This window comes from Streptomyces sp. NPDC006430 (assembly GCF_040612395.1).
Lineage (GTDB): Bacteria > Actinomycetota > Actinomycetes > Streptomycetales > Streptomycetaceae > Streptomyces.
Genome location: NZ_JBEXQA010000001.1, coordinates 429758 through 449820, shown reverse-complemented (window position 1 = coordinate 449820; position 20063 = coordinate 429758). Strand labels below are relative to the sequence as shown.

Here is a 20063-nt window from a genome sequence, read left to right as displayed (position 1 = left end):
GCCGGCGGCCCCCACTGCCACCGGCCGGCTCCCGCTCCACTGCTCCACCCTTCCACCGTTCCACCGTTCCACCCCGAGATTCGGGCCCCAGGGCCCACGGACCACAGGACGCCCTTCATGAACACTGCCCTCCTCCAGGACTCCCTCGACGGCAAGCGGCTCGTCGTCATCGGCGCCGGTTCGCACATCGGCCGCACCCTGGCCCGCACGGCATCGGCCGCCGGTGCCGAACTCGTCCTTGCCGGCCCCGACGCGGACAAGCTGGCCGCGACGGCGGACGCGCTGCCCGGGCCGCGAGCGGCCCGCATCCAGCAGACCGACCTGACCGACGAGGACTCGATCGCCGCGCTCGCCGAAGCCGCGGGCCCCATCGACCACCTCGTCTCGACGGCTGCCGTCCCCGCCAACGGCCCGGTGTCCGACCTCGTGCTCGCCGACGTCCAGCAGGCGTTCGCGGCCAAGGTGTTCGGGCCGCTCCTGCTCGCCAAGCACCTGGCGGGGAGGATGAACGAGGGAGGCTCCCTCACCTTCTTCTCCGGTGTCGCGGCCTGGCGGCCCGTCCCCGAGCGCGTGGTCATGGCCACCACCAACGGGGCACTGTCCTTCCTGGTGGAGGCGCTCGCCGTCGAGCTGGCGCCGCTGCGGGTCAACGCCGTCTCGCCCGGCATCATCGACTCCGGAGCCTGGGACAGGCTGGGCGAGGACAAGGACGCGTTCCTGCGCGGCGTGGCCGGCCGCAACCCCGCCCGCAGGACCGGCACCCCCGACGACGTGGTGCGCGCCGTCCTCTACGCGATCGCCAACCCGTTCGTCACCGGCACCGTGCTGCATGTGGACGGCGGTGCCCGCCTTGTCTGACACCCCTCGTACCCTCGCCGGCGATCTGATCGGCTCCGGCTTCGACGGCTGGTCACCCGAGCTAAGGGCGGAGTTCACCGAAAGCGCCTTCAACGGTCACGTAGGGCAGCGACTGCTCAGCGAGACGGACCGGGTCCGCGTCTGGGAGATCCGGCTCGCGCCGGGCGAGCGGGTGTCCGCCCACCGGCACGTGCTGGACTACTTCTGGACGGCGGTGACCCCCGGGCGAAGCCGCCAGCACACCCACGACGGCACCACCCGCGAGGTCGCCTACGCGCAGGGCGACACCCGGCACTTCACCTTCGGCGCGGACGAGTTCCTGCTCCACGACCTGGAGAACACCGGGACGACCACACTCGTCTTCACCACCGTCGAGTTCAAGACGGGCGCCAACGCGCCCCTCCCGCTCGACCTCACGCGAAGTCCCGGTTCAGCGCCGCCGGCACACACCTGAGCCACAAGGACTCCGCCCCGGCGCGGCGGGCCGAGCCGAGCCGGGGCGGGGCGGGCGGAGCCGGGGCGGGGCGGGGCGGGCGGAGCCGGGGCGGGGCGGGGCGGGCGGAGCCGATGTGGAACGGGCGGGTCCAGCGACGCAGCGAGGTGCCCGGGGCCACTCGTGCTCCGGGTCACTCGTACTCCGTACCTCCCTTGCGGGTGAGGTACGCCGGGCTGACCGCCTTCGCGATGGCACGTCCCCCCAGCACTGGGCTGTAGCGCTCCGCCACCGGTCGGATCACGACGCCTTCGCGCAGGTGCAGGGCCCGGCCGGACACCATCTCCCGGCCGCTGGCCAGTTCCAGCACCGCGTCGAGGTCGTACGGCCCCTCGAACAACCTGGGTACGAGGGGCAGTTCCCCGTACGCGAACAGCTGCTCGGGGTCCAACCACCGGACCTGTCCGTCGATCTCCGCGGACACGTCGAAGACGGCGTAGCCCGGCCCCACAGCAGCCGTACGGGCGTCGGTTCCGTACCCGAGGTCCTGGACGCCCGCGCCGTACACCTCGCCGAAGATGCCGACGCGCGTCGCGCCGAGCCGGGCGGCCAACTCCGCCGCGACCTCGGGCACGCCGTGGCCGCGCACGGCCCGCCAGTAAAGGTTGCGTTCGTCCTCCTTGAGCGCGAGCCCCTTGGATCCGAAGCCCTTGGAGGAAACCAGCAGGTGCCCGCCGTCCGCCACGTACGTCAGCAGGCAGGCCGTGCCGTGCAGTTTCTCGGTGAGGACGACCGGCTCGCCGGGCTCGAAGACGTGCGGGTAGCGCTGGAGGTTCTCGATGTCGACCCACGAGAGCAGCTCGGGGGCGGCCTCGACCTCGCCGTTCATGGTCGTGGGGACGGGCGGTGCCCATTTGGTGATGCCGAGCAGCTCCGCGAAGTCCGTACCCTCCTCGGCCGCCCGGACCAGGTCCACCTCGGCCAGCGCACGTGGTCGGCACACCAGCCCCTGCGACAACTCGCCGCGCAAGCGGACCGCCTTGACGCGGTCGGCGGCACTGCCGGCGAGGCGGCCGGTCAGGCCGAGCTCCTCGATCAGACCGGCGGGCAGCACGGCCTGTTCGGGGATGTAGACCGCGAACTCGCCGGTGCGGTAGACGCCCTTGGCGACGACGGCGCGGTAGAGACCCACCTGCGCCAGCTCCAGCGCATCGGCGTTCGGATGCTCGTGGACGGTCAGCTCTTCGGCGGTGACCCGCAAGGTCGACATGGACGCAACTCCTCTGATGTGGCGGTGTCGTGTGCGACGGCGTCCACTCTCAGCCCCGGCATTCTTGCTGGTCCAGCCTTTATCGCGGTGTTAGCCTGACCCGCCGTGCCAGGGGCCGTGCCCCGCCGTCCCGTAACGCAGGAGGTCCCGCGCCGCGTCGTCCGGTCACCGTCGTCAGCGGGGGCAGCCGCGGTATCGGCGCCGCGACCTGTGCGCGGCTGGCCGCCGGCTCGCCGACGCCACGACCGAGGACCTGCGGCGCGTGGTCGAGGCGAACCTGCTCGGGTACCTGCTGTGTTGCCGGCGCGCCGCCCGGGACATGGCGGAGGCCGGCGGCGGGGCCATCGTGAACGTCTCCTCGACGGCCGCCACCCTCGGCAGCCCCGGCGAGTACGTCCTCTACGCCGCGACCCGCGCTTGGCCCGGACCACATCCCGGGGACACACCCGTCTCCCCCTGCTCAGCTCTGGGCCTTCTCGACGGGAGCATCCGGCAGCAATGCCAGGTGGCGCAGCAAAGCGGCGGTGCCGCCCGAAAAATCAGTGGAGCCGCACTCCTGCGCGCCGTTACCGTTCTGCCGCCCACCGTCGCCCCCTCAAGGACGTTCCGTTGTACACCAAGTGAGACCCCCCGAGCGCTGATCCGTCGCGCGTCGCACCTGTGCGACGTGCTCCTTTTCGCTGCGGTCTTCTCACTGGAACCGGTGTACCTCTGTGTCCAAAACCTGGGTGGTCGTGCCCACCTGCCTGCCGATAGTCCTCCGCCGTTGCCACAGGTGCGCCTCCGGGCGCTTCCGGGCGAACGGAAAATTCCGCGTCAACGCGAACCACAAGCTCCTCGACGTCTGGCTCCTCGCACTGTGCACCGAGTGCGGGGACACCACCAAGCTCACCGTCCTGGAGCGGATGAACGTGCGTTCCGTACGACCCGAGCTGCTGAACCTGCTGCACGACAACGACCTCGGCCTGGCGGCCGAGCTGCTCCAGGACCCGGCCGTGCGGCGCCGCAATCGCATCGCCCTCGACTGGGACAACGCCTGGCGCCTCGACGGCGGCGCGCCGGATCAGGCCCATCAGGCGGAGGGTGAGGCAATCGAGGTCTCGGTCCGCTTCGCAGCGCGGATACCCGTGCGGCCGGTGCGACTGATCGCCGAAGGTTTCGGCCTTTCGCGAGCCGAGGTCGAGAGACTACTCGCCGAGGGGAACCTCGTGTCGACAGTCCGCCTGAGCGGCAAGCTCTCGGGCGACTTCACCTTCACGCTCAAGCGCTGAGTCCTTCCGGCCCGGGCCTGTCCGGCACCATCCGATCCGCCGGACAGGCCCGGGCCGGACACCAGCGCTGCGAGCCCTGCTGCCTGCGACGGGCAGGTGCGACGCGTTCCGGCAGCGGGGACGCGGGGCTCCCATCCGAACGGACCCAGACGTTCTGACCGGCGCCCAGACCATGACCCTCGCCGCGATCGCCGCCACCGCGGCGCCCCCTCGCCCCTCGGGGGAGACCCAGAACGATCAGGCCCTGCGCATGGCCGGGGGCAGCCGCGGGCCATGCGCAGCCCGCGCGTTCCACCAGGCCGCACCCGGCCCAGGGCCGGCACCGGGCCCGAGCGTAAGTCGCGGCGCCGGCTCCGGCTCTAGGTTCCGAAAGCGGCCTGGGTGGCGGGACCGTAGACGCCCGGTGGGTCCCCTTTGATGTCGCGGTCGCGCTGGAGTTGCGCGACCCCGCGCTTGGTCTGGCTGTCGTAGACGCCGGTGACGGCGACGTACGTGAACCCCTGCCTGTAGAGCCGTTCCTGCAGGGCGGTCACCTCCGCCCCCCGGTCGCCCATCCGCAACGTCCCGCTGGATCCCGCGGACGGCTGTGCGGCCGATGCGCTCGGCAGCGTCGGCTTCGGGCTCTTGCTCGCGGACGGGCTGGACGACGCCGACGCATTCGGGGCGGAGGGGCGTACGGACGCCGCGGCCGAGGGTCCGGCGTCGACACCCGGGCTGCGTGCCGGCAGGACCGGGAGGGACAGTTCCGGTGGCGCCACGGACCGCTGCGGCTTCGGGTCCGAACCGTTCAGGAGCAGCACCAGCCCACCGGCCGCACCGAGGGCGAGCAGGGCGAAGGCCATCAGCGGGAGCCGGCTGCCGCGTTCGCGTTCGCGCCCCCGCCCACGCCCGGCGCGGGGACCGACGCCCGCCGGCACTTCGTCGGGAGCCGGCTCGGAAACCGGCTCGGGAGCCGACGCTGGGCCCCCGCTTCGGTCCTCGGGCATGCCGAAGGAGACGGGGACGGGTCCGGACTGCGGCCACGCGGGCGCCGCCACCGGCGACGGCTGCCCGGAGGAGGCGACGTAGGGGCGCACGAGCAGGCGGTCGTCGGGGACGCCCCCGCTGTCATCGAAGTGGTGGGACACGGTTGTCTCCCGGCGGGCGGGACCGGCGCGGCGGTGCGCCGTCGGTCCCCGCCCGGCCGGTCAGGCCCTGCGCCGCCGTGCGGCCGGGACCGTGTCCGTACCGACGCCCGGTACGCAGGCGCCTCCGGTCGTCATCGGGTCGAGCGAAGAGCAGACCGATATGAACATATGAGACATCTCCGAAGTGCAGCTCATGCGATGGTTCTTGAGTGCGCGATCGGCGCACTCTTTCCTCCCGGGGCCGCCCGGGTCAAGCCTGCTGTCCGAAGTACCCCATCCGTCCGCCTGTCCGGACCCTGCGGCGGGCCGCAGGGGCCGGACCTCCAGGGCGAACCCGCGGTGACGCGGTGGCTGCATCACCCGGATGCGTGAGCGCGGGGATCCGGTCGGACGACGGTACGGCATGGTGGTCGGATGCAGTTACGCCGGGTCCTGCCCCTGTCCCTCGTCGCGCTGCTCGCGAGCACCGGCTGCGTGCCCGTGGGCCCGGACGCAGCTCCGGCCCCGGCGCGCGGCACCGCTGCGCCCGCTGACTCGCCGGACGCGCAGGCCGCGCCCGGTGCCTCCCCCGCAGCCTCCCCTCGCGACGCGGCCCCGCCGCTCCCGCGGTCCGCGCCCCTGCCGCTGGGAGAACTCCCGGAGGCGACCCCGACGCAGCCGCCGGCCAAGGCCGCCCGGCCGCCCGCCGCGCGGCCCGTGAAAGCGCCGGCGGCGCCCCGGCACGGGCACCCGCCCCAACCCGGCCCGCACCGCACCGCCCGACAGCCGGCCGCGTCGGCGGGGGCAGCGGGAGGGGACGAGCCGTGCACGGCCGCCGAAGACGCCGTACCGCCGTCGATCATGGATCTATGCATCGGGCAGTACGGGCGCTGACCAGCGCGTACGCCCTCCGGTGAGCCACTTATCCTGGCAGGCCTTGACTCTCTCCCTGTGTCAGGGCCTGCACTGGAAGGCGTCATGTTCACCATCGGAGACTTCGCCAAGCACGGCCGGGTATCGGTCCGCATGCTGCGCCACTACGACGCCATCGGGCTGCTGCGCCCGGCACGGGTGGACCCTGCCAGCGGCTACCGCTACTACGAGGCCGGACAGCTCGCCCGCCTCAACCGTGTCATCGCGCTCAAGGAGCTCGGCTTCAGCCTCGACCAGGTCGGGTCGATCCTCGACGAGCGGCTGGGCGCGGAGGAGTTGCGCGGCATGCTGCGGTTGCGGCAGGCGGAACTGGAGTCGGCCATGGCCGCCGCGGCGGCCCGGCTGACCGAAGTCGAGGCGAGGCTCCGGACCATCGAGAGTGAGGGATCCATGTCCGCCGTCGACATCGTGGTGAAGAGCCTCCCGCCCGTCCGGCTCGCGGAGCTGACCGGGGTCGCGGGCAGCTACCAGCCGCAGGACATCGGGCCGGTCATCGGCCCGCTCTACGACGAGCTCTGCCGCCGGATCGAAGCCGCCGGGGTGGTTCCGACCGGCCCCGGGATCGCGTACTACGAAGAGGCACCCGGGGCGGAGGGCGGAACCGTCCTCGTCCATGCCGGGCTGCCGGTGGGGGCCGCGGTGCGCGCCGAGGACCTCGGGGGCGCCGTCCGGGTGGTCGAGCTGCCCGGGGTCGAGCGGGCCGCGACCGTGGTGCACCGGGGCTCGATGGACGGCGTACTGCCCACCGCCCAGGCCCTCGCCCGGTGGATCGACACGAACGGCCAACGCTCGGCGGGGTACGCGCGCGAGCTGACGCTGTCCTGCCCGGAGGACCGGGACCAGTGGGTCACGGAACTCCAGGAGCCGCTCGCACCCGCCGTCTAGACGGCGCGCCCCGACTCCGGGTTCCGCGTCCTCAGGGACGCCGGCCGCAGGCGCACTGCCCGTCGGGCGGTGCCCCGGCGGGCAGTGCGCAGCCGGCGCATCGTGTCGTGGCCGCGCCGGCGCCACTCGGCCCGGGGCAGGCCCGCCCGCTGGCCGCCGCTGGTGATGAGGGCGTTGACGGGGGTGTGCGGGTCGGCGGCCATGCCCTTGGCCACCAGGACGCCGACCACGAGCGGCACCAGCGCCACGGCCAGGGCGGAGCCGGCAGTGGTCACGTGCTGCATGCGGCGCGGGCGGAGCCCGGTGCGGGCGGCGTCGTCGGAGGTCATGGCCCCATTCGACCAGCGGCCGGGGCGCGGGGAATCGGGGCGGGTACTCAGGTCGTTGGGTGTGAGGTACTCAGACCGGGAGGAGGGGAGGGTTTTGGTGGAGCCGGAGACGGCACAAGGGCAGGGCTTCGAGCCGGCGACCGGCGACGGACCGGAGCGGTCCGCCGGGGCGGCTCGGACCGCCGAGGTCCGCACGGCCTACGAGGGCCTGCTGCAGATCCGCCGCCTGGTGAACGGCCCCGCGGGAACGGCGGTTCCCGCGCCGTGGGAGCTGCGGCAGATGCCGCGCGCGGTGGCCCTCGTACTGGAGGCCTCGGGCATCACCCCCTCGGCCGTGGACGCGGAGGGCCGCCGTACGCGGACGGGATACCGGGTGGCGCCCGCACCGTCCGAGGACGGGCGGGTCGAGGTGACCTGGCTCAGCCCACCGGGCGGCGGGGCCGTACAGGAGGAACAGGAACGCCTGACGGCCTGTGCGGCCGCCCTGGAACCGCTGGGCTGGGGCTGTCTGCTGTACCGGGGCCCGCGCCGCCGGCGCTTCCTGGAGGTGGAGCCCCCGCGCTGACCGTCCGGGAGGCCGTCCGGGGTACGCGGGGTCGGCCGCGCCGCGCCCGTCCGAGCCGCCGTGCGACCCACCCCCGTGAAATCCGGTACCGCACAACCGTCGTACCGTGCAGACTCGCCCGATGGGCATGCTCGACGCGATGGCGGACCGCATCGGCCGGGGCGAAACCGTCGAGTTCCGGCCGACCGGCGACTCGATGGTGCCGCTGATCTACAGTCGGCAGCGCGTACGGGTCGCCCCGGCCGATCCGATGCTCGTCGAGATAGGCGACATCGTGCTGGCCAGGGTGTCGGGCACGGTGTACCTGCACCTGGTCTCCGCCGTGGACACCCCGCGTCGACGCGTGCGGATCAGCAACAACCGGGGGCGCGTCAACGGTTGGACCGCTCACGACCGCGTCTTCGGCATCTGCCTGGCCGTGGACGGCGTCCCCCGCCCGGGCGCGACCGCCAAGGTCCGGCGGCCTTCGCCCCGTGCCGTCGTCGCCGGTGGGCTCACCACCGGACGTCTGGACCTGCTTCCGCTGTGCGTCGAGCACGCCGGGGAGATGGCTTCCGTGCTGGGCGATGTCGCTCTGCACGAGTTCATCGGTGGTGCGCCCCTGACGGCCGGTGCACTGCGGGAGCGCTATGCCCGGCTGGCGGCCGGGTCTCCCGATCCGGCCGACGTGTGGTGCAACTGGGTGCTGCAGCTGCGCGCGGACGGGCGGCTGGTGGGTACCGTGCAGGCCACCCTGACGCCCGCACGGGACACGGCCGAACTGGCCTGGATCATCGGAACCCCCTGGCAGGGCCGCGGGTTCGCGACCGAAGCGGCCCGGGCGGTGGCCGGCTGGCTGGTGGACCTGCCCGTCGGCCGGCTGATCGCGCACGTCCATCCGGACCACCGTGCCTCGGCGGCCGTCGCAGCGGCCTGCGGCCTCGCCCCGACCCCGCACCTCGCGGACGGCGAGGTCCGCTGGGAGTACGGCGCGACCACACCGGGCTGATCGACCGGTCAGCCGACCGGCCGGTCGAGGGTGAGCAGCACCAGGTCCACCTCTTCGCCGCGGGCGTCGGCGAACTCCCGGATGCGACCGGTAGCGGTGAACCCGCACTTCTCCATCACCCGGAGGGACCCCGCGTTGTCGGCCACGGCCGCACCGTGGAGCGGCCGGGTGTCCTCCAGTCGCAGCAGCGCGGACAGTGCCTGCGTGGCGAGGCCGTGTCCCCAGTGGGCGCGCCCGATCAGGTACGTCACCTCGCGCTCCTGCGGCGGCCCGAACACGGCGGCGTGTCCGACCACCACACCGTCGACCTCCACCGTGCGCAGCGTCACGGCCGGGTCGCTGCGCACCTTGGCCCAGTGCGTGTCGAAGCGTGCCCGGTCGTAGTGGTACGCGCGGGTCACCGCCGTCATGTACTGGATCTCGGGGTCCGTGAACTGCTCCCAGAACACGTCCAGATCGCTGTCGCGCACCTCGCGCAGCACCATTCCCATTCCGGCTCCCCCATCTGTCCACGGATCGCGTATCGTCCCCACCCTAGTAAGGCGCCCGGTCACGGCCTGCAGTGGCGTCGCCGATCCGTCGCAGGGCCTCCCGCGCCGCCCCCGCCAGCCGCTCGTCGGCCCGCACCTCCTGGTCGGAGTCGCCGATGCACATCGGCACCCGGACCCGGCGCTCGGCCACCTCGCGCAGTGCGGGCACGGCCGGTGCGGCGCTCGCACCCATGTCGCCCAGGACCCGGCAGACGTACGGACCGTGCAGATCGCTGCCCATGAAGCGCGGCAGCAGGTCGAGGGCGAGCTCCACGGCGGCCGGCCCCTCGTGCTGCCACAGGGTGCCCACGCACACCGGGTGAACGGGCTGCTGCTCCGGCCGGGCGGCGGCTTCACGCAGGTACGCAACGTGGTGCGGGTCGAGCCCGCCGTGCCCTGCGAGCCACCTCAGCAGGTCGGCGGCCAGCGTCAGGTTGCGGCGTCCCTCGGGCAGCATCACGAAGACGCGTTCCGCCCTGCGCCGGTCACCGGTGATCCGGACGAGGGTCATCTCGACATGCCCTTCGAATCGGGTGCGGAGTCGCCCGGCGAGGCCTGCGAGCAACGGCACGGCGGCAGCGGCACCCGGGCCCATCGCCCCGAGCGCCAGGACGGCCCGGGTGCGCACCGCCGCGTCCTCGTCCGGACCGAGCAGGCGCAGCACCTGCGGTACGGCGGCCGCCGCTGCGGGTCCGCAGGCACGCAGCACCCCCACGGCGGCCCCGACGCCGGCCACCACGGCGGCCTTCTTCCCGTCCTCGTGCCGGTCGAGGAAGGCCGCGGCTGCCGCCACGAGCGGTCCGACGTCGACGCCGGCGTCGGCCAGGCCCGTCGCAGCATCCGCCAGCTCCGGCCCGGGCGTGCCTTCGGCGACGAGCCGGCTCAGCTGCGCCAGCGCCCTGGCGTCGCCGATCCGGGCGAGTGCCGGGGCTGCCGTACGGGGCAGTTCGTCGAGCAGGTCGGCGAGTTCGCCAGCACAGAGCCGGGCGCTCTCCAGCGGGGCCCCGACCACTGCGGCGGCGGCTGCCCGCACCTCGGGGTGCGTTCCGGGGCCCAGCAGCGGCCGCAGTTGCGGGGCGAGCGCTCGCGGGGCGGCCCGCCATTCCCGCAGGGCCTCTTCCGCCATGTCGACCGCCGCGCGCTGCGCCACCGCGGTGGTCCGTGCGGTGAGCAGCCCGACGTGCTCGTAGCACGTCTCCTCGGCTCCCGATCGGGCCGCCAGCCCCCACACGGTGCCCGCGGCCCACCGAACCCGGCCACCGGGACCGCCGAGCCGTGCCCCACCCGCGTCGAGGTCTGCCAGCACCGCGTCGGTGTCGGGCCGCGGGGCGGCCCGCAGCCGGATCGCCGGGTCGCGGTCGGACCGCAGCGCCTCCCGGATCCGCTGCCGGACCTGCACGGTCGGTCGTAGGAGGAGGGCCTCGGCCAACGCCAGCCGGACGACGGCATCCGGTGCCGGCCCGGCCCGCTCCCGTTCCGATCCCCGTTCCGGCCCCCGTTCCGGCCGCGGTTCCGGCCCCGGGCCGGTCAGCAGTTCTTCGGCCCATCGGTGGTCCGCTTCGGCCAGCAGCCAGGCCGCGGCCCGCCGCACGGGCTCGTCCGGGTCCCGGAGCCGGGCGACGGCGGCGGACGCCGCTTCGGGCCATACGGCGCCGTCGCTGCCGCACAGGTCGGTCAGCAGGCGGAGCAGCAGGAGGCGTACGTCGCCCCGCGCATCGGTGGTGGAGGCGAGCAGCCGGACGGCCACCGGGCCGGCCCGGTCCGCCCGGACGGCATCGAAGATCGCATTCCGTGCGACCCCGTAGCCGGCGCCCGCAGGATCGCGGCGGGCCTCCCGGATCCAGGTCTGTACGCAGTCGGCCGGTCCGTGGGCCGGCGGTAGGGGCCTCATCGGCCCGGGCGCAGTACGCCCTTTCGCATCGTCATGCCGTGATCGTCTCCGGCCGGAGCCGGGAGCACAACCGATTTCAGCCGTACCGCCCGGCCAGCGCGGCGACGGTCTCCGCAAGGGCCTGTCGGAGCTCGGGCGGCCCGAGGACCTCCGCCTCGGTGCCCAACCGGAGCAGGTCACCGACGGCGACGGCCGGGGTTTCGACCTCCAGGTCGACGCGGATCCAGCCGTCCGGGTCCGCGGGGTCGGCCGGGCCTGCGTCGGCGAGGGCGCGTGCGCCGGCCGCTCCGAACTGCATGGGCAGCAGCCGCCGCCCGCGCGGGGACAGCAGCAGTCGGGCGGTCTGCTGCCGGCACGCCTCCTCCATCCGGCGGGCGGACTCGGCCCAGTACGCGGCGAGTTCGAAGCCGGCGGGGCGTTCGAAGCCGTCCGCCGCGGTGTCCACGGTGAGGAACCGCGAGACCCGGTAGCTGCGTACGGGCCCGTCGGCGGCGCTGGCCGCCAGGTACCAGATGCCGCCCTTGAGGACGAGGCCGAGCGGGTGGAGCGGGCGCCCGGCCCGCTCCTCGCCGTTCCAACGGCGGTAGTGGGTGAGCAATACGCGCTGGTCCCAGACCGCCTGGGCGATCTGCGCGAGGTGCGGGACGGGGTCGGCGTCGCGGAACCAGGCCGGGGCGTCCAGGTGGAAGCGGTCCTGGAGCCGGCGGGCCCGGTCGGCGAGGGCGGCGGGCAGCGCGGCCTGGAGCTTGAGCTGGGCGGCGGCCAGATCGGCGCCGAGGCCCAGCTCTTGAGCGGGGCCGGGCGCGCCGGCGAGGAACAGGGAGCCGGCCTGGGCGTCGGTGAGGCCGGTGAGGCGGGTGCGGTAGCCGTCCATCAGCCGGTAGCCGCCGGCGGGTCCGCGCTCGGCGTGGACCGGGACGCCGCAGGCACCGAGGGCTTCGACGTCCCGGTAGACGGTGCGGACCGACACCTCCAGCTCGGCGGCCAGTTCGGGTGCGGTCATCCGGCCGCGGTTCTGCAGCAGGAGGAGCAGGGAGAGGAGCCGGTCGGCGCGCATGGGGCCATTGTTCCCGCTACCTGACCGCGGTACCTGACAGGGGGTGTCAGGTACCGCGGTCAGGCTGTTCTCGCGCCGGGGAACTCCGCCCGGCCGTGAACCAGGAGGTCCGCCATGTCCACCCGTACCACCGGCCGTTTCACGTTCGCCGAATGGGAGGAGCACCCGATCGGTTCGGCCGGCTCCACCCCGCGCCTCGCCCGCTCGACGGTCGTCAACTCCTTCGCCGGCGGGATCGCCGCCGAGGCGACCAGTGCCGGCTACACGTTCACGTACACGGGGGAGGGCGTCGGTTCCTTCACCGGCATGGAGCTGCTGTCGGGCGCCGTTGACGGCCGCAAGGGCACGTTCGTCCTGGAGCAGCGCGGCGCCTTCGACGCCGCCGGCACCCGGTGCACCTTCGAGGTGGTTCCCGGTTCCGCGACGGGCGAGCTGGCCGGGCTGTCGGGCTCCGGCTCGTTCACGTACCGTTCCGGTGCCCCGTCCGTCGCGTACGAGTTCACCTACGCGATGGCCTAAACGCCGTCTTCGGGGGGCGGGTCTGAGAGGGTCGGCCCCGAGGCGGGTCGGCCCCGCCCGCGCGAGAGGGGGCGCGGACCGCAACGGCCCGCGCCCCTTCCCCGTTGCTGTTGCTCCGGCTACGGCGCGCCGAAGGTCAGGGTGAGTTGCGGTGTCCCCTCGTTCGCCGGGGCCTCGGAGGACCACAGCCACAGTGCGTCCGTACCGGTGCTGGTCAGCGCCAGACTGTAGCTGGTGCCCAGGGCTCCGGCGAGGGCGGTCGTGGTCAGCCCGGTGGTGTGCACCGCCGAACCGTCGGGGACGCCCGCGAAGCTACCGAGCACCGAAGGGTCCGTAGCGGGGCGGTTGTTGTAGGTGGTGCCGGCCTCGGTCCAGGTGCCGGTGACCGGGACCACCGAGATGGTGTCGGCCGTTCCGGCGCCGGTCATCGTGCTGGTCTTCACGCTGAGGGCGGCTGACTTCAGCACCGTGCCCGCCGGTGCGGTGGGCAGGTTGAAGCGCAGGTAGCTGGTGTAGAGCGAGGTGCCCCGTACGGCGAGCGAGGACGACGTGCCGTAATTGCCGTCCGGAGCACCCGCATTGGCGTACGTGTCCTCGGTGGCCGTCACCTGGACGACCGAGTCGGCTGGGGCGGAGGCCAGCGCGTAGTGGTTCTGCACCTGGGCCGCGCTCAGGACGCTCGGGTAGACCGCGGTCTCGTCGAGCTGGCCCGCCCAGAACTCGCTCAGGGGACGGTCCGGCCAGCCGCCGAGGCTGTCGCCGCCGGCATGCCAGTAGCCGGAGTAGTTCTCGTGCGCGGTGACGCCGAGGGTGCCCTTCTGGGCGCCGTCCACGTACAAAACCATGCCGCCCGGCCCCTGGGTGGCGACGACGTGGTGCCACGTGTTGTCGTTGTACGCGCCGCTGGTGGTGATGGTGCGGGTGGCACCGGTGTAGACGCCGTAGACGAGCCGGCCGTCATTGGTCATGTAGATGTGCTTGTCGTACTGATTGCTGCCGCGCACCTGGTTGCTGCCGAAGCCGAACAGCTTGCCGCCCCGGGTGGTGTTCGTCTTGAACCAGGTCTCGATGGTGTAGCTGCTGCCCACCGTCTGGCGCAGGTCGCCGTAGACCCGGGTGTCCGTGCCGTTGAAGCCGATCGCCGTGCTCGCGCCCGTGACCGCTCCGGGCGTCTGGCGCAGGGACGGGGCGTTCAGGTGCACGCCGTTCTGGTTGCCGCCGTTCGAGGAGTCGGCCACGTTCGGCAGGGCCGAGTCGTCGTAGCGCCAGAACAGCTGGGCGCCGTCCGTGCGGACCTGGTTCGGATACCCGTCGACGGAGGTCGCGACCGTCACGCTCACGGGCGCCGACAGGGCGCTGGTGTTTCCGGCCGCGTCGGTCGCCGTCACCCGGTACGTGTACGACTGGCCCGGCGTCACGGTGGTGTCGGTCCACGAGGCCTGCGGACGCCTGAAGAACAGCGAGTCCGCCGTGACCGTGGCGATCGGCGTGGCAGCGCCGCCCCGGTAGACCCGGTACGTCAGGGCGCTGTCGTCCAGGTCGAGGCTGGTGCGCCAGCGCACCTGCACCTCACCCGGCTTGAAGCTCGCCGCGCTCGCGACCGGGACGGTCGGAGCACCCGTGTCGCCGGTGGACGCGAACCGGGTCAGGCTCTGCTGCGCGGTCCCGTTGACGGTGGTGAACTCGCCACCGACCCACAGGTACGCGACGCCGCCCTTGGAACCGACCGTCATCACCCGCGGACCGATGCCCTCGCCGATGCCGTCGTTGGTGTCGGGGGCCCAGCCCAGCTTGCCGACGGTGGTGGTCGGCTGCGCGAGCAGGTGGTGGCGCTGGCCGTCGGGAAACTCGCCCACGCTGGAGCAGTCGTGTGCGTGCGAGGCGCTGTACAGCACGTTCTGGTACGGGAGCACGGCCTGTGTGGCGCCGAGGCAGGTGTCGCGCCAGCGCTGGCCCAAGTCACTGAGGTTGAGCGCGATCCTGCCGTCGAAGACTCCGCCGCCGGTGCCCTCGTTGGCGGTGTAGAAGCCGGTCGCGTCGGTCGCGATGTCCTTGACGACGGAGTTGGTCTCGATGAAGCCGGGGTAGGCCTTGGCGAGCGCGCCGCTGGTGGCGTCGACCACGGCCAATGCGTGCGTGTTCGTGCCGTTGACGGTGAAGAAGTCGCCGCCGAGCACGACCTTGCTGCCGTCCGGGGTGACCTCGACGGCACGGCCCGGCTCGTCGGCATTGGCCGTGAAGGGCCGCAGTGCACCGTCGGTCGCGCCGACGGCGGCGAAGCGCTCGCGCTGCTGACCGGAGACGGTGAGGAAGTCGCCTCCCGCGTAGACGGTGTCGTTCGTGACGGCCAGGGCCCGCACGGTGGCCGCGAAGGCCGGGCGGAAGGAGGTCTTCACCGTGCAGGTCGCCACGTCGATCGCGGCGAGGCTGGAGACCGGGGTGCCGTTGACCGCGCCGAAGTAGCCGCCCGCGTACAGCGTCTTCTTGTCCGGTGAGAGGGCGAGGGCGCGGACGGTGGCGGTGCCGCCGCCGACCGTGAAGGACAGCTGGCAGGAGGTCGGGGCGCCGGTCGCGGCGTCGAGCGCCGCGAAGTTCACCGCCGTCTGTTCGGTTCCGCCGGCCCCGTCGGGAGGACGTACGGTGGAGAAGGTGCCGCCGACGAAGACCGTGCCGCCCGCTTCGGCAAGGGCCCAGACGACGCCGTTGGGCTGCCAGGTGGACAGCGCATCGGCGGTGAACGCCACGGGTGGGGTGATGGCCGCCGCCTGCGGGACGAGGCCGAGGCCTATGCCCGCGCCGGTCCCGGCCAGGGACAGGGCGAGAGCGGCCGCCAGCCCTCTGGATCTGCGCATGAACCCCCCAAGTTCGGTGTCACTGTGCGGAGATGGCCGGAACAGGCGTACAGCCGGTCACGACCGTGCGTACGTGCGCACCCTAGGGCGATGTGCGGATGGGTTCACCACACTTGACGTATCGGATGCCAAATTGCACCGCCATGGACCGTGGGGCGCGAGCTCCACCGGGTTCCCGAACCGACGCCCCAGCACGCCCTGCCCGGCCCCGGCCTACGCTTCCCCCATGATCACTCCACCTGTGCCCACCGAACCCGACCGGCCCGCGGCAGCGCGCGAACCGATCGAACTCGTCATATTCGACTGCGACGGCGTACTGGTCGACACCGAACGGATCGCGACCCGCGTGAACGTCGCGCTCGGCGCGGAACTCGGCTGGCCGCTCACCGAGGAGGAAGCCATCAGCCTGTTCATCGGCCGCTCCAGCGCCTCGAACCGACAGCTGGTCGCGGACCGGCTCGGCGCGGCAGCGGCCCGGGAATGGGAGGAGCGGTTCGCACGGATGCACGCGGAGGCGGTCGACGCCGGACTCACCCCGGTCGACGGCCTGCCCCAGGCCCTCGACGCCATCACCTTCCCGACCTGCGTCGCCTCCAGCGGAACCCACGAGAAGATGCGGCACACCCTCGGTCGCACCGGCCTGTACGAGCGTTTCGCGGGCCGCATCCACAGCGCCACCGAGGTCGAGCGCGGCAAACCCGCCCCGGACCTCTTCCTCCACGCCGCCCGGCGCATGGGCGTCGCACCCTCGGCCTGCGTGGTGGTCGAGGACAGCCGCCCGGGGGTCGAAGCGGCCCGTGCGGCGGGCATGCGCTCCTTCGGATACGCAGGGGGCCTGACCGCGGCAGCCGACCTCGCCGGCCCGGGCACGGTGCTGTTCACCGACATGCGCGAGCTCCCCGGCCTGCTCACCGCCGCGGGATCCGTACGGGGGTGAGCGGGCGTGCGGTCCACCCTCCGACCCGCGCCGCGCATTCATTGTCAGTGGCGGTCGATAACGTCGTGGCGGAAAGGTCGCAAACGATCCGAGGGGGAACCATGAAGCACGCGCGCGTGGCGGCGATGACGGCCGTGGCCGTGGCAACGGCAGTGGCGCTGGTCGGGGGCACGGGTCTCGCGCAGGCAGCCGACGGCGGGGAACTCCTGCCGTACCAGGGGCCGGACGCGGTCGTGTGGCTGCCGGCGTGGACCGGATCCGGAGGCCTGGTCAGCGGCGGCCTCAACGCCCACCTGAGCACCGAGATCACGGTCGCCTGCGAGGGCGGGGGGAGCGTCGAGGTGGGCTTCGACGCCACCGACGTCCCGGGGTACACGCCGGTAACCTTCACGCTCGACTGCCCGGCCGGGTCCGTGGCGCGGCGGACCGTACCGGTGGGCGACGGGCTGTCCGGTTCGTTCGGCGTCCGGGTGACCGCGTCGGACGCGGGCATACGGTGGGGCCTCGCCGTGGTCCAGCCCGAGTGACGGCCACGGTCGGGCGGCCTCCAGCGCGGTTCCCGGCCGCCGAACCGACGACGGAACCGACGAGCGCCGAGCCGGCCCCGCCACGGGCGGCGGGGCCGGTGGGCGCCGGTGGGCGCCGTCAGGCGGGCGGCAGGGGACGGCAAAGGAGCGCCGCCGGGCCCGGCCGGGACGCCAGCCGCGTGGTGAAGGCGATGCCCGCGGCGTACTCGGTAGGCGAACACTGGCCCTTGTAGGCGCCGTACGCGAACTCGCCGCCCGGAGCGGCCGGCGGGCGGTTGTCACCACGGTCGAACCAGAGCGTCCGGCCGGCCGCCGGCAGGGCCGACCGGGCCGGGGCGCACAGAGCCGCCGAGACCCGCTCGCCGCGCAGGCTGTAGCCGATCAGGAACTGGTCCGCCGGACACTGGAACTTCGTGTAGCCGGAGGCCCAGTCGCCGCCCGGCGGGACGTACGCCTCGTCGCGGACCACCGTGTGCCCGCCCGTCGGGGCCCGCAGGTCGGACGTGCTGCACAGACCGCGGCCGCCCGTGTGGCCGAGGCCGGCCAGGCGGGCGCCGTCGGGGCACACCGCCTTGCGTGCCCCGCTGTCCCAGTCACCGGTGGCCAATGTGCGCAGCGAGGCGTTGTGGTCGCGATGGTCGGTGGCCAACTGGTACCAGGCGGGGGTGGCCGGGACCGGCCCGGTGCGCCCCGCGGTGGCGACGAGGCCGGACCACGGCTGCGTACGCCAGTCCGCCGCGTCGAGCACGCCGGACCGGAGGCCGGAGGCGTCGTAGCGGAGCATCGCCCAGGCATCGCCGCCCGGGGTGCCCTGCGCGGTGCTGCTCCAGCCGACGAGCGGCCAGTACGCGAAGTCGGCGTCGACGGCGCTCAGATAGCCGGTGAGGTGCTGGAACCAGGCACGCGGGGCAGTACCCGTCTCATCGGCGCCGATGCCGAACTCGCTGATCCAGACGGGGGCGGTGAAGTGGGTGCCGCTCTCCGCCGAAACGTACAGGGCCTGGCCGTAGAGGGTCTGCTCCAGCTCGGCCCGGCTCATGTCCTGGTAGCGCGCGTCATGGGTCTCGCCGAGGCCGGTGGCGCCGGTGTGCCGGGGGCCCGTGTAGCCGTAGAAGTGGGCCGAGTACACGAGCTTGTTGGACACCACGAGCGTGTGCGACAGGGTGCGCACGGGGGTGAGGGTGGGGCGGCCGTGCGGAAGGCCGTCCAGGGGGATGCCGGTCCAGTTGATGCCCTCGACCACGATGAGCAGGTTCGGATTGGCCTCGGAGAGGATCCGGTCTCCGGCCTCCTGGGCGGCGGCCTGCCAGTCGTGGCCGTCACCGAGGCCCCAGTTGGGGTCGTCGAAGGTGTCCCGGCGGACCTCGTTGTACAGGTCCGCCCCCACCACGCGCGGGTTGTCGCGGTAGCGGCGGGCCAGGAACACCCAGTCGTCGGCCCATTGCGCGGTGGAACGGCCGCTGTTCCAGCGTTCGTTGCCGTCCAGACCGCAGCACCAACGGGTGGTGCCGGTGTGGTTGTTGAGGATGACGGCGAACCCGCCGTCGGTGAGCGCGGCCACGACGGCGTCGTAGACCTGGAGCGGAGTACGGCCGCGCAGGGCCGGGTTGGCGGCGACGGCCGCGTCCGGCACGGGGTTCGTGGTGCGGAGCATCTCGTTGGAGAAGGGCAGCCGGATGCTGTTGAGGCCGAGCGCGCGGAAATCGGCCAGCAGGGTGGGCAGGGGCACCCGGTCCAGGCCGATCGGGATGCCGTAGGAGTTCTGGCCGGCGTGGTGCGTGGCGGGGTCGTTGCGATCGCCGGAGCCGTTCCAGGAACCTTGGGCACCGTCCCAGTTGCCGGACCGGAGCCGGAAGCGGTTGCCCTGGGCATCGACGATGTAGCGGCCGCGGGTGGACAGCGGCGGGGTCCACGCCTCTCCCGCGGACGCCGGAGCCGTCGAAGCCGTCGGAGCGGCCAGGGCGGGCGAGGGTGCGGCTACCGTGGGCAGGGCTCCCGCCAGCAGGACGAGTGCGCCGAGGACCGCGCGTATGAGGCTCTTCATGTGGCTCCTGCGAGGGGGGGGTGGGGGGTGGGACGTCCGGCCCGGACGGGCGTGTGCCGGACGACATCGAACGGGCACCGAACGGGCGCCGCGGCCAAGTTACCGGCCGGTCGCCGAGCAGGGAACCCAGCGGATCGGCGACTTTCCGCCCCGTGACCACCAGTCATATTCGGCCGTACTCCCCCTCTGAGAACGCGAGTTCGACCTCCGGGCCACGGTCGGACGAAGCGGCGGCATGCTGCGGCGCGAGCCGGCCGGCGCCGTGCCGGGTGCCGTACCCACGCGCCGTGGGGCGCATCGGCATCGGCGGGCACTCCACCCGGCCCGGATGCGCCACGACGACGCGGCGGCCCGCGGTCGGACTCTCCGCTCCTGCCCTTGACGCTCATCAGTGCGAGCGAGCGGCCCGGGCTAGCGGGACGAGGACACGGTCGATCCGGGCGGAGGACCGCATCGGGTAGCCGGGGCGGGGGGCAGCTCGGGGAGGGGGCGTGGGGGAGGTCGCGCGGCTGCTGCCGTCGACCGCCGCAGGCCCTTGCGTGGGGCCACCCTGGCGAAACCGCCCCGCGCGGGGCCGGCTCCCTCTACCGTGCCCTGGGGGGCCGGGCATGCACGGGAGGGTGGGGCGGATGGACGAAGAAGAAGACATGCGGCTGGCGAGGATGACTCCGGAGATCTCCCGCCGCACCCTCACGATGCTGCGGGGTCTCGCCGGGTTAGAGCCGCCGGAGCAGGTGCCCGAGGACGCGATGATCGTCGCCGACGCGATCCTGGCCGAGCACGGCACCGACGGGCTGCGCGTGCTGGTCATGACCCTGGCGGCCTGGGCCACGGCGCAGATCGAGAACGTCGCCGAGCTGAGCCGGCGCAGCCACGAGGCGGTCCTCGACGCGATGGAGCTGGCCTGCTTGGAGGCCAACGTCGAGGAGTGACCCCGCCGGTCGTCTCCGCGCCGGAGACGACCGCGCGCCGGAGAAGTCCGCGCCGGGCGTACCGCCGGAAGCGCTCGGCGGACGCGGCCGACCACACGTAGCGCAGCAGCCGCGGGCCGGCAGGCACGCCCCGGCA

Annotated in this window: 19 protein-coding genes and 1 pseudogene; 12 read left to right on the top strand and 8 right to left on the bottom strand. The window is 73.5% G+C overall.

The window, feature by feature from the left end; all coding sequences use genetic code 11:
• Window positions 1-117: 117 nt before the first annotated feature.
• Together ABZZ20_RS02110 and ABZZ20_RS02105 are read left to right on the top strand one after the other, a co-directional pair.
• Entirely contained in the window at window positions 118-858 is a 741-nt protein-coding gene (locus ABZZ20_RS02110; protein WP_356865742.1) for an SDR family oxidoreductase, read from the top strand.
• Window positions 851-1312, top strand: a complete 462-nt coding sequence (locus ABZZ20_RS02105; protein ID WP_356865740.1) for a hypothetical protein — start codon at window positions 851-853, stop codon at window positions 1310-1312. The genes ABZZ20_RS02110 and ABZZ20_RS02105 overlap by 8 nt, the downstream gene beginning before the upstream one ends.
• 172 nt (window positions 1313-1484) lie before the next feature.
• Here ABZZ20_RS02105 and ABZZ20_RS02100 read toward each other — a convergent pair whose 3' ends face one another.
• Complete coding sequence (locus ABZZ20_RS02100) at window positions 1485-2561, bottom strand: RNA ligase (ATP) (protein ID WP_356865738.1); 1077 nt, start codon at window positions 2559-2561, stop codon at window positions 1485-1487.
• 194 nt (window positions 2562-2755) lie between these two features.
• On the opposite strand from ABZZ20_RS02100, the pseudogene ABZZ20_RS02095 reads away from it, so the two are divergent.
• A pseudogene (locus ABZZ20_RS02095) lies at window positions 2756-2979 on the top strand (SDR family NAD(P)-dependent oxidoreductase); the annotation flags it as partial.
• Window positions 2980-3274: 295 nt separating this feature from the next.
• Window positions 3275-3832, top strand: coding sequence for a DUF1062 domain-containing protein (locus ABZZ20_RS02090; protein WP_356865736.1), 558 nt, complete (start codon window positions 3275-3277; stop codon window positions 3830-3832).
• A 359-nt stretch (window positions 3833-4191) separates the two neighbouring features.
• On the opposite strand, the gene ABZZ20_RS02085 is transcribed toward ABZZ20_RS02090, so the two are convergent.
• Entirely contained in the window at window positions 4192-4959 is a 768-nt protein-coding gene (locus tag ABZZ20_RS02085) for a peptidoglycan-binding domain-containing protein (RefSeq protein WP_356865734.1), read from the bottom strand.
• Window positions 4960-5373: 414 nt separating this feature from the next.
• Between ABZZ20_RS02085 and ABZZ20_RS02080 the strand changes: the two genes are divergently transcribed.
• The gene (locus ABZZ20_RS02080; RefSeq protein ID WP_356865732.1) at window positions 5374-5832 is read left to right on the top strand and encodes a hypothetical protein; all 459 of its coding nucleotides are present in this window, start codon (window positions 5374-5376) and stop codon (window positions 5830-5832) included.
• An 84-nt stretch (window positions 5833-5916) separates the two neighbouring features.
• A complete protein-coding gene (locus ABZZ20_RS02075) occupies window positions 5917-6756 on the top strand; it encodes a MerR family transcriptional regulator (RefSeq protein ID WP_356865730.1) in 840 nt (279 codons plus the stop codon).
• Here ABZZ20_RS02075 and ABZZ20_RS02070 read toward each other — a convergent pair.
• Window positions 6753-7085, bottom strand: a complete 333-nt coding sequence (locus ABZZ20_RS02070; protein WP_356865728.1) for a hypothetical protein — start codon at window positions 7083-7085, stop codon at window positions 6753-6755. The two genes, ABZZ20_RS02075 and ABZZ20_RS02070, sit on opposite strands and share 4 nt — an antisense overlap.
• A 94-nt stretch (window positions 7086-7179) precedes the next feature.
• Between ABZZ20_RS02070 and ABZZ20_RS02065 the strand changes: the two genes are divergently transcribed.
• Together ABZZ20_RS02065 and ABZZ20_RS02060 are read left to right on the top strand one after the other, a co-directional pair.
• Window positions 7180-7650, top strand: coding sequence for a hypothetical protein (locus tag ABZZ20_RS02065; RefSeq protein WP_356865726.1), 471 nt, complete (start codon window positions 7180-7182; stop codon window positions 7648-7650).
• Between the two features lie 508 nt (window positions 7651-8158).
• A complete protein-coding gene (locus ABZZ20_RS02060) occupies window positions 8159-8638 on the top strand; it encodes a GNAT family N-acetyltransferase (protein WP_356866128.1) in 480 nt (159 codons plus the stop codon).
• Window positions 8639-8646: 8 nt separating this feature from the next.
• Here the strand turns inward: ABZZ20_RS02060 and ABZZ20_RS02055 are convergent, their stop codons facing one another.
• The 3 genes from ABZZ20_RS02055 to ABZZ20_RS02045 all read right to left on the bottom strand — a co-directional run bounded on the left by ABZZ20_RS02055 (window position 8647) and on the right by ABZZ20_RS02045 (window position 12116).
• Window positions 8647-9129: a GNAT family N-acetyltransferase gene (locus ABZZ20_RS02055; RefSeq protein WP_356865724.1), complete on the bottom strand. Its 483-nt coding sequence runs from the start codon at window positions 9127-9129 to the stop codon at window positions 8647-8649.
• Between the two features lie 43 nt (window positions 9130-9172).
• Window positions 9173-11059 (bottom strand): hypothetical protein, encoded by a 1887-nt coding sequence (locus ABZZ20_RS02050; protein WP_356865722.1) that lies wholly within the window; start codon window positions 11057-11059, stop codon window positions 9173-9175.
• Between the two features lie 76 nt (window positions 11060-11135).
• Window positions 11136-12116, bottom strand: a complete 981-nt coding sequence (locus ABZZ20_RS02045) for a WYL domain-containing protein (RefSeq protein ID WP_356865720.1) — start codon at window positions 12114-12116, stop codon at window positions 11136-11138.
• Window positions 12117-12230: 114 nt separating this feature from the next.
• Here ABZZ20_RS02045 and ABZZ20_RS02040 point away from each other — a divergent pair, with 114 nt between their 5' ends.
• Window positions 12231-12635 (top strand): DUF3224 domain-containing protein, encoded by a 405-nt coding sequence (locus ABZZ20_RS02040; protein ID WP_356865718.1) that lies wholly within the window; start codon window positions 12231-12233, stop codon window positions 12633-12635.
• Between the two features lie 119 nt (window positions 12636-12754).
• Here ABZZ20_RS02040 and ABZZ20_RS02035 read toward each other — a convergent pair whose 3' ends face one another.
• A complete protein-coding gene (locus ABZZ20_RS02035; protein ID WP_356865716.1) occupies window positions 12755-15487 on the bottom strand; it encodes a DNRLRE domain-containing protein in 2733 nt (910 codons plus the stop codon).
• Window positions 15488-15713: 226 nt separating this feature from the next.
• On the opposite strand from ABZZ20_RS02035, the gene ABZZ20_RS02030 reads away from it, so the two are divergent.
• Both ABZZ20_RS02030 and ABZZ20_RS02025 read left to right on the top strand, forming a co-directional pair.
• On the top strand, window positions 15714-16424 hold the full coding sequence (locus ABZZ20_RS02030; RefSeq protein ID WP_356865714.1) for an HAD family hydrolase: 711 nt from the start codon (window positions 15714-15716) through the stop codon (window positions 16422-16424).
• Window positions 16425-16525: 101 nt separating this feature from the next.
• Window positions 16526-16951, top strand: a complete 426-nt coding sequence (locus tag ABZZ20_RS02025) for a hypothetical protein (protein WP_356865712.1) — start codon at window positions 16526-16528, stop codon at window positions 16949-16951.
• Window positions 16952-17069: 118 nt separating this feature from the next.
• Here the strand turns inward: ABZZ20_RS02025 and ABZZ20_RS02020 are convergent, their stop codons facing one another.
• Window positions 17070-18995: a cellulase family glycosylhydrolase gene (locus ABZZ20_RS02020; protein WP_356865710.1), complete on the bottom strand. Its 1926-nt coding sequence runs from the start codon at window positions 18993-18995 to the stop codon at window positions 17070-17072.
• Window positions 18996-19624: 629 nt separating this feature from the next.
• Here ABZZ20_RS02020 and ABZZ20_RS02015 point away from each other — a divergent pair.
• Window positions 19625-19927, top strand: a complete 303-nt coding sequence (locus ABZZ20_RS02015) for a hypothetical protein (protein WP_356865708.1) — start codon at window positions 19625-19627, stop codon at window positions 19925-19927.
• Window positions 19928-20063: the final 136 nt, after the last annotated feature.

What these genes read in the sequence shown, in the direction of transcription:
- ABZZ20_RS02110 (WP_356865742.1), top strand. Translation starts at nt 118, where the DNA reads ATGAACACTGCCCTCCTCCAGGACTCCCTCGACGGCAAGCGGCTCGTC.
- ABZZ20_RS02100 (WP_356865738.1), bottom strand. Translation starts at nt 2,561, where the DNA reads ATGTCGACCTTGCGGGTCACCGCCGAAGAGCTGACCGTCCACGAGCAT.
- ABZZ20_RS02080 (WP_356865732.1), top strand. Translation starts at nt 5,374, where the DNA reads ATGCAGTTACGCCGGGTCCTGCCCCTGTCCCTCGTCGCGCTGCTCGCG.
- ABZZ20_RS02075 (WP_356865730.1), top strand. Translation starts at nt 5,917, where the DNA reads ATGTTCACCATCGGAGACTTCGCCAAGCACGGCCGGGTATCGGTCCGC.
- ABZZ20_RS02070 (WP_356865728.1), bottom strand. Translation starts at nt 7,085, where the DNA reads ATGACCTCCGACGACGCCGCCCGCACCGGGCTCCGCCCGCGCCGCATG.
- ABZZ20_RS02055 (WP_356865724.1), bottom strand. Translation starts at nt 9,129, where the DNA reads ATGGGAATGGTGCTGCGCGAGGTGCGCGACAGCGATCTGGACGTGTTC.
- ABZZ20_RS02050 (WP_356865722.1), bottom strand. Translation starts at nt 11,059, where the DNA reads ATGAGGCCCCTACCGCCGGCCCACGGACCGGCCGACTGCGTACAGACC.
- ABZZ20_RS02045 (WP_356865720.1), bottom strand. Translation starts at nt 12,116, where the DNA reads ATGCGCGCCGACCGGCTCCTCTCCCTGCTCCTCCTGCTGCAGAACCGC.
- ABZZ20_RS02040 (WP_356865718.1), top strand. Translation starts at nt 12,231, where the DNA reads ATGTCCACCCGTACCACCGGCCGTTTCACGTTCGCCGAATGGGAGGAG.
- ABZZ20_RS02035 (WP_356865716.1), bottom strand. Translation starts at nt 15,487, where the DNA reads ATGCGCAGATCCAGAGGGCTGGCGGCCGCTCTCGCCCTGTCCCTGGCC.
- ABZZ20_RS02030 (WP_356865714.1), top strand. Translation starts at nt 15,714, where the DNA reads ATGATCACTCCACCTGTGCCCACCGAACCCGACCGGCCCGCGGCAGCG.
- ABZZ20_RS02025 (WP_356865712.1), top strand. Translation starts at nt 16,526, where the DNA reads ATGAAGCACGCGCGCGTGGCGGCGATGACGGCCGTGGCCGTGGCAACG.
- ABZZ20_RS02020 (WP_356865710.1), bottom strand. Translation starts at nt 18,995, where the DNA reads ATGAAGAGCCTCATACGCGCGGTCCTCGGCGCACTCGTCCTGCTGGCG.
- ABZZ20_RS02015 (WP_356865708.1), top strand. Translation starts at nt 19,625, where the DNA reads ATGGACGAAGAAGAAGACATGCGGCTGGCGAGGATGACTCCGGAGATC.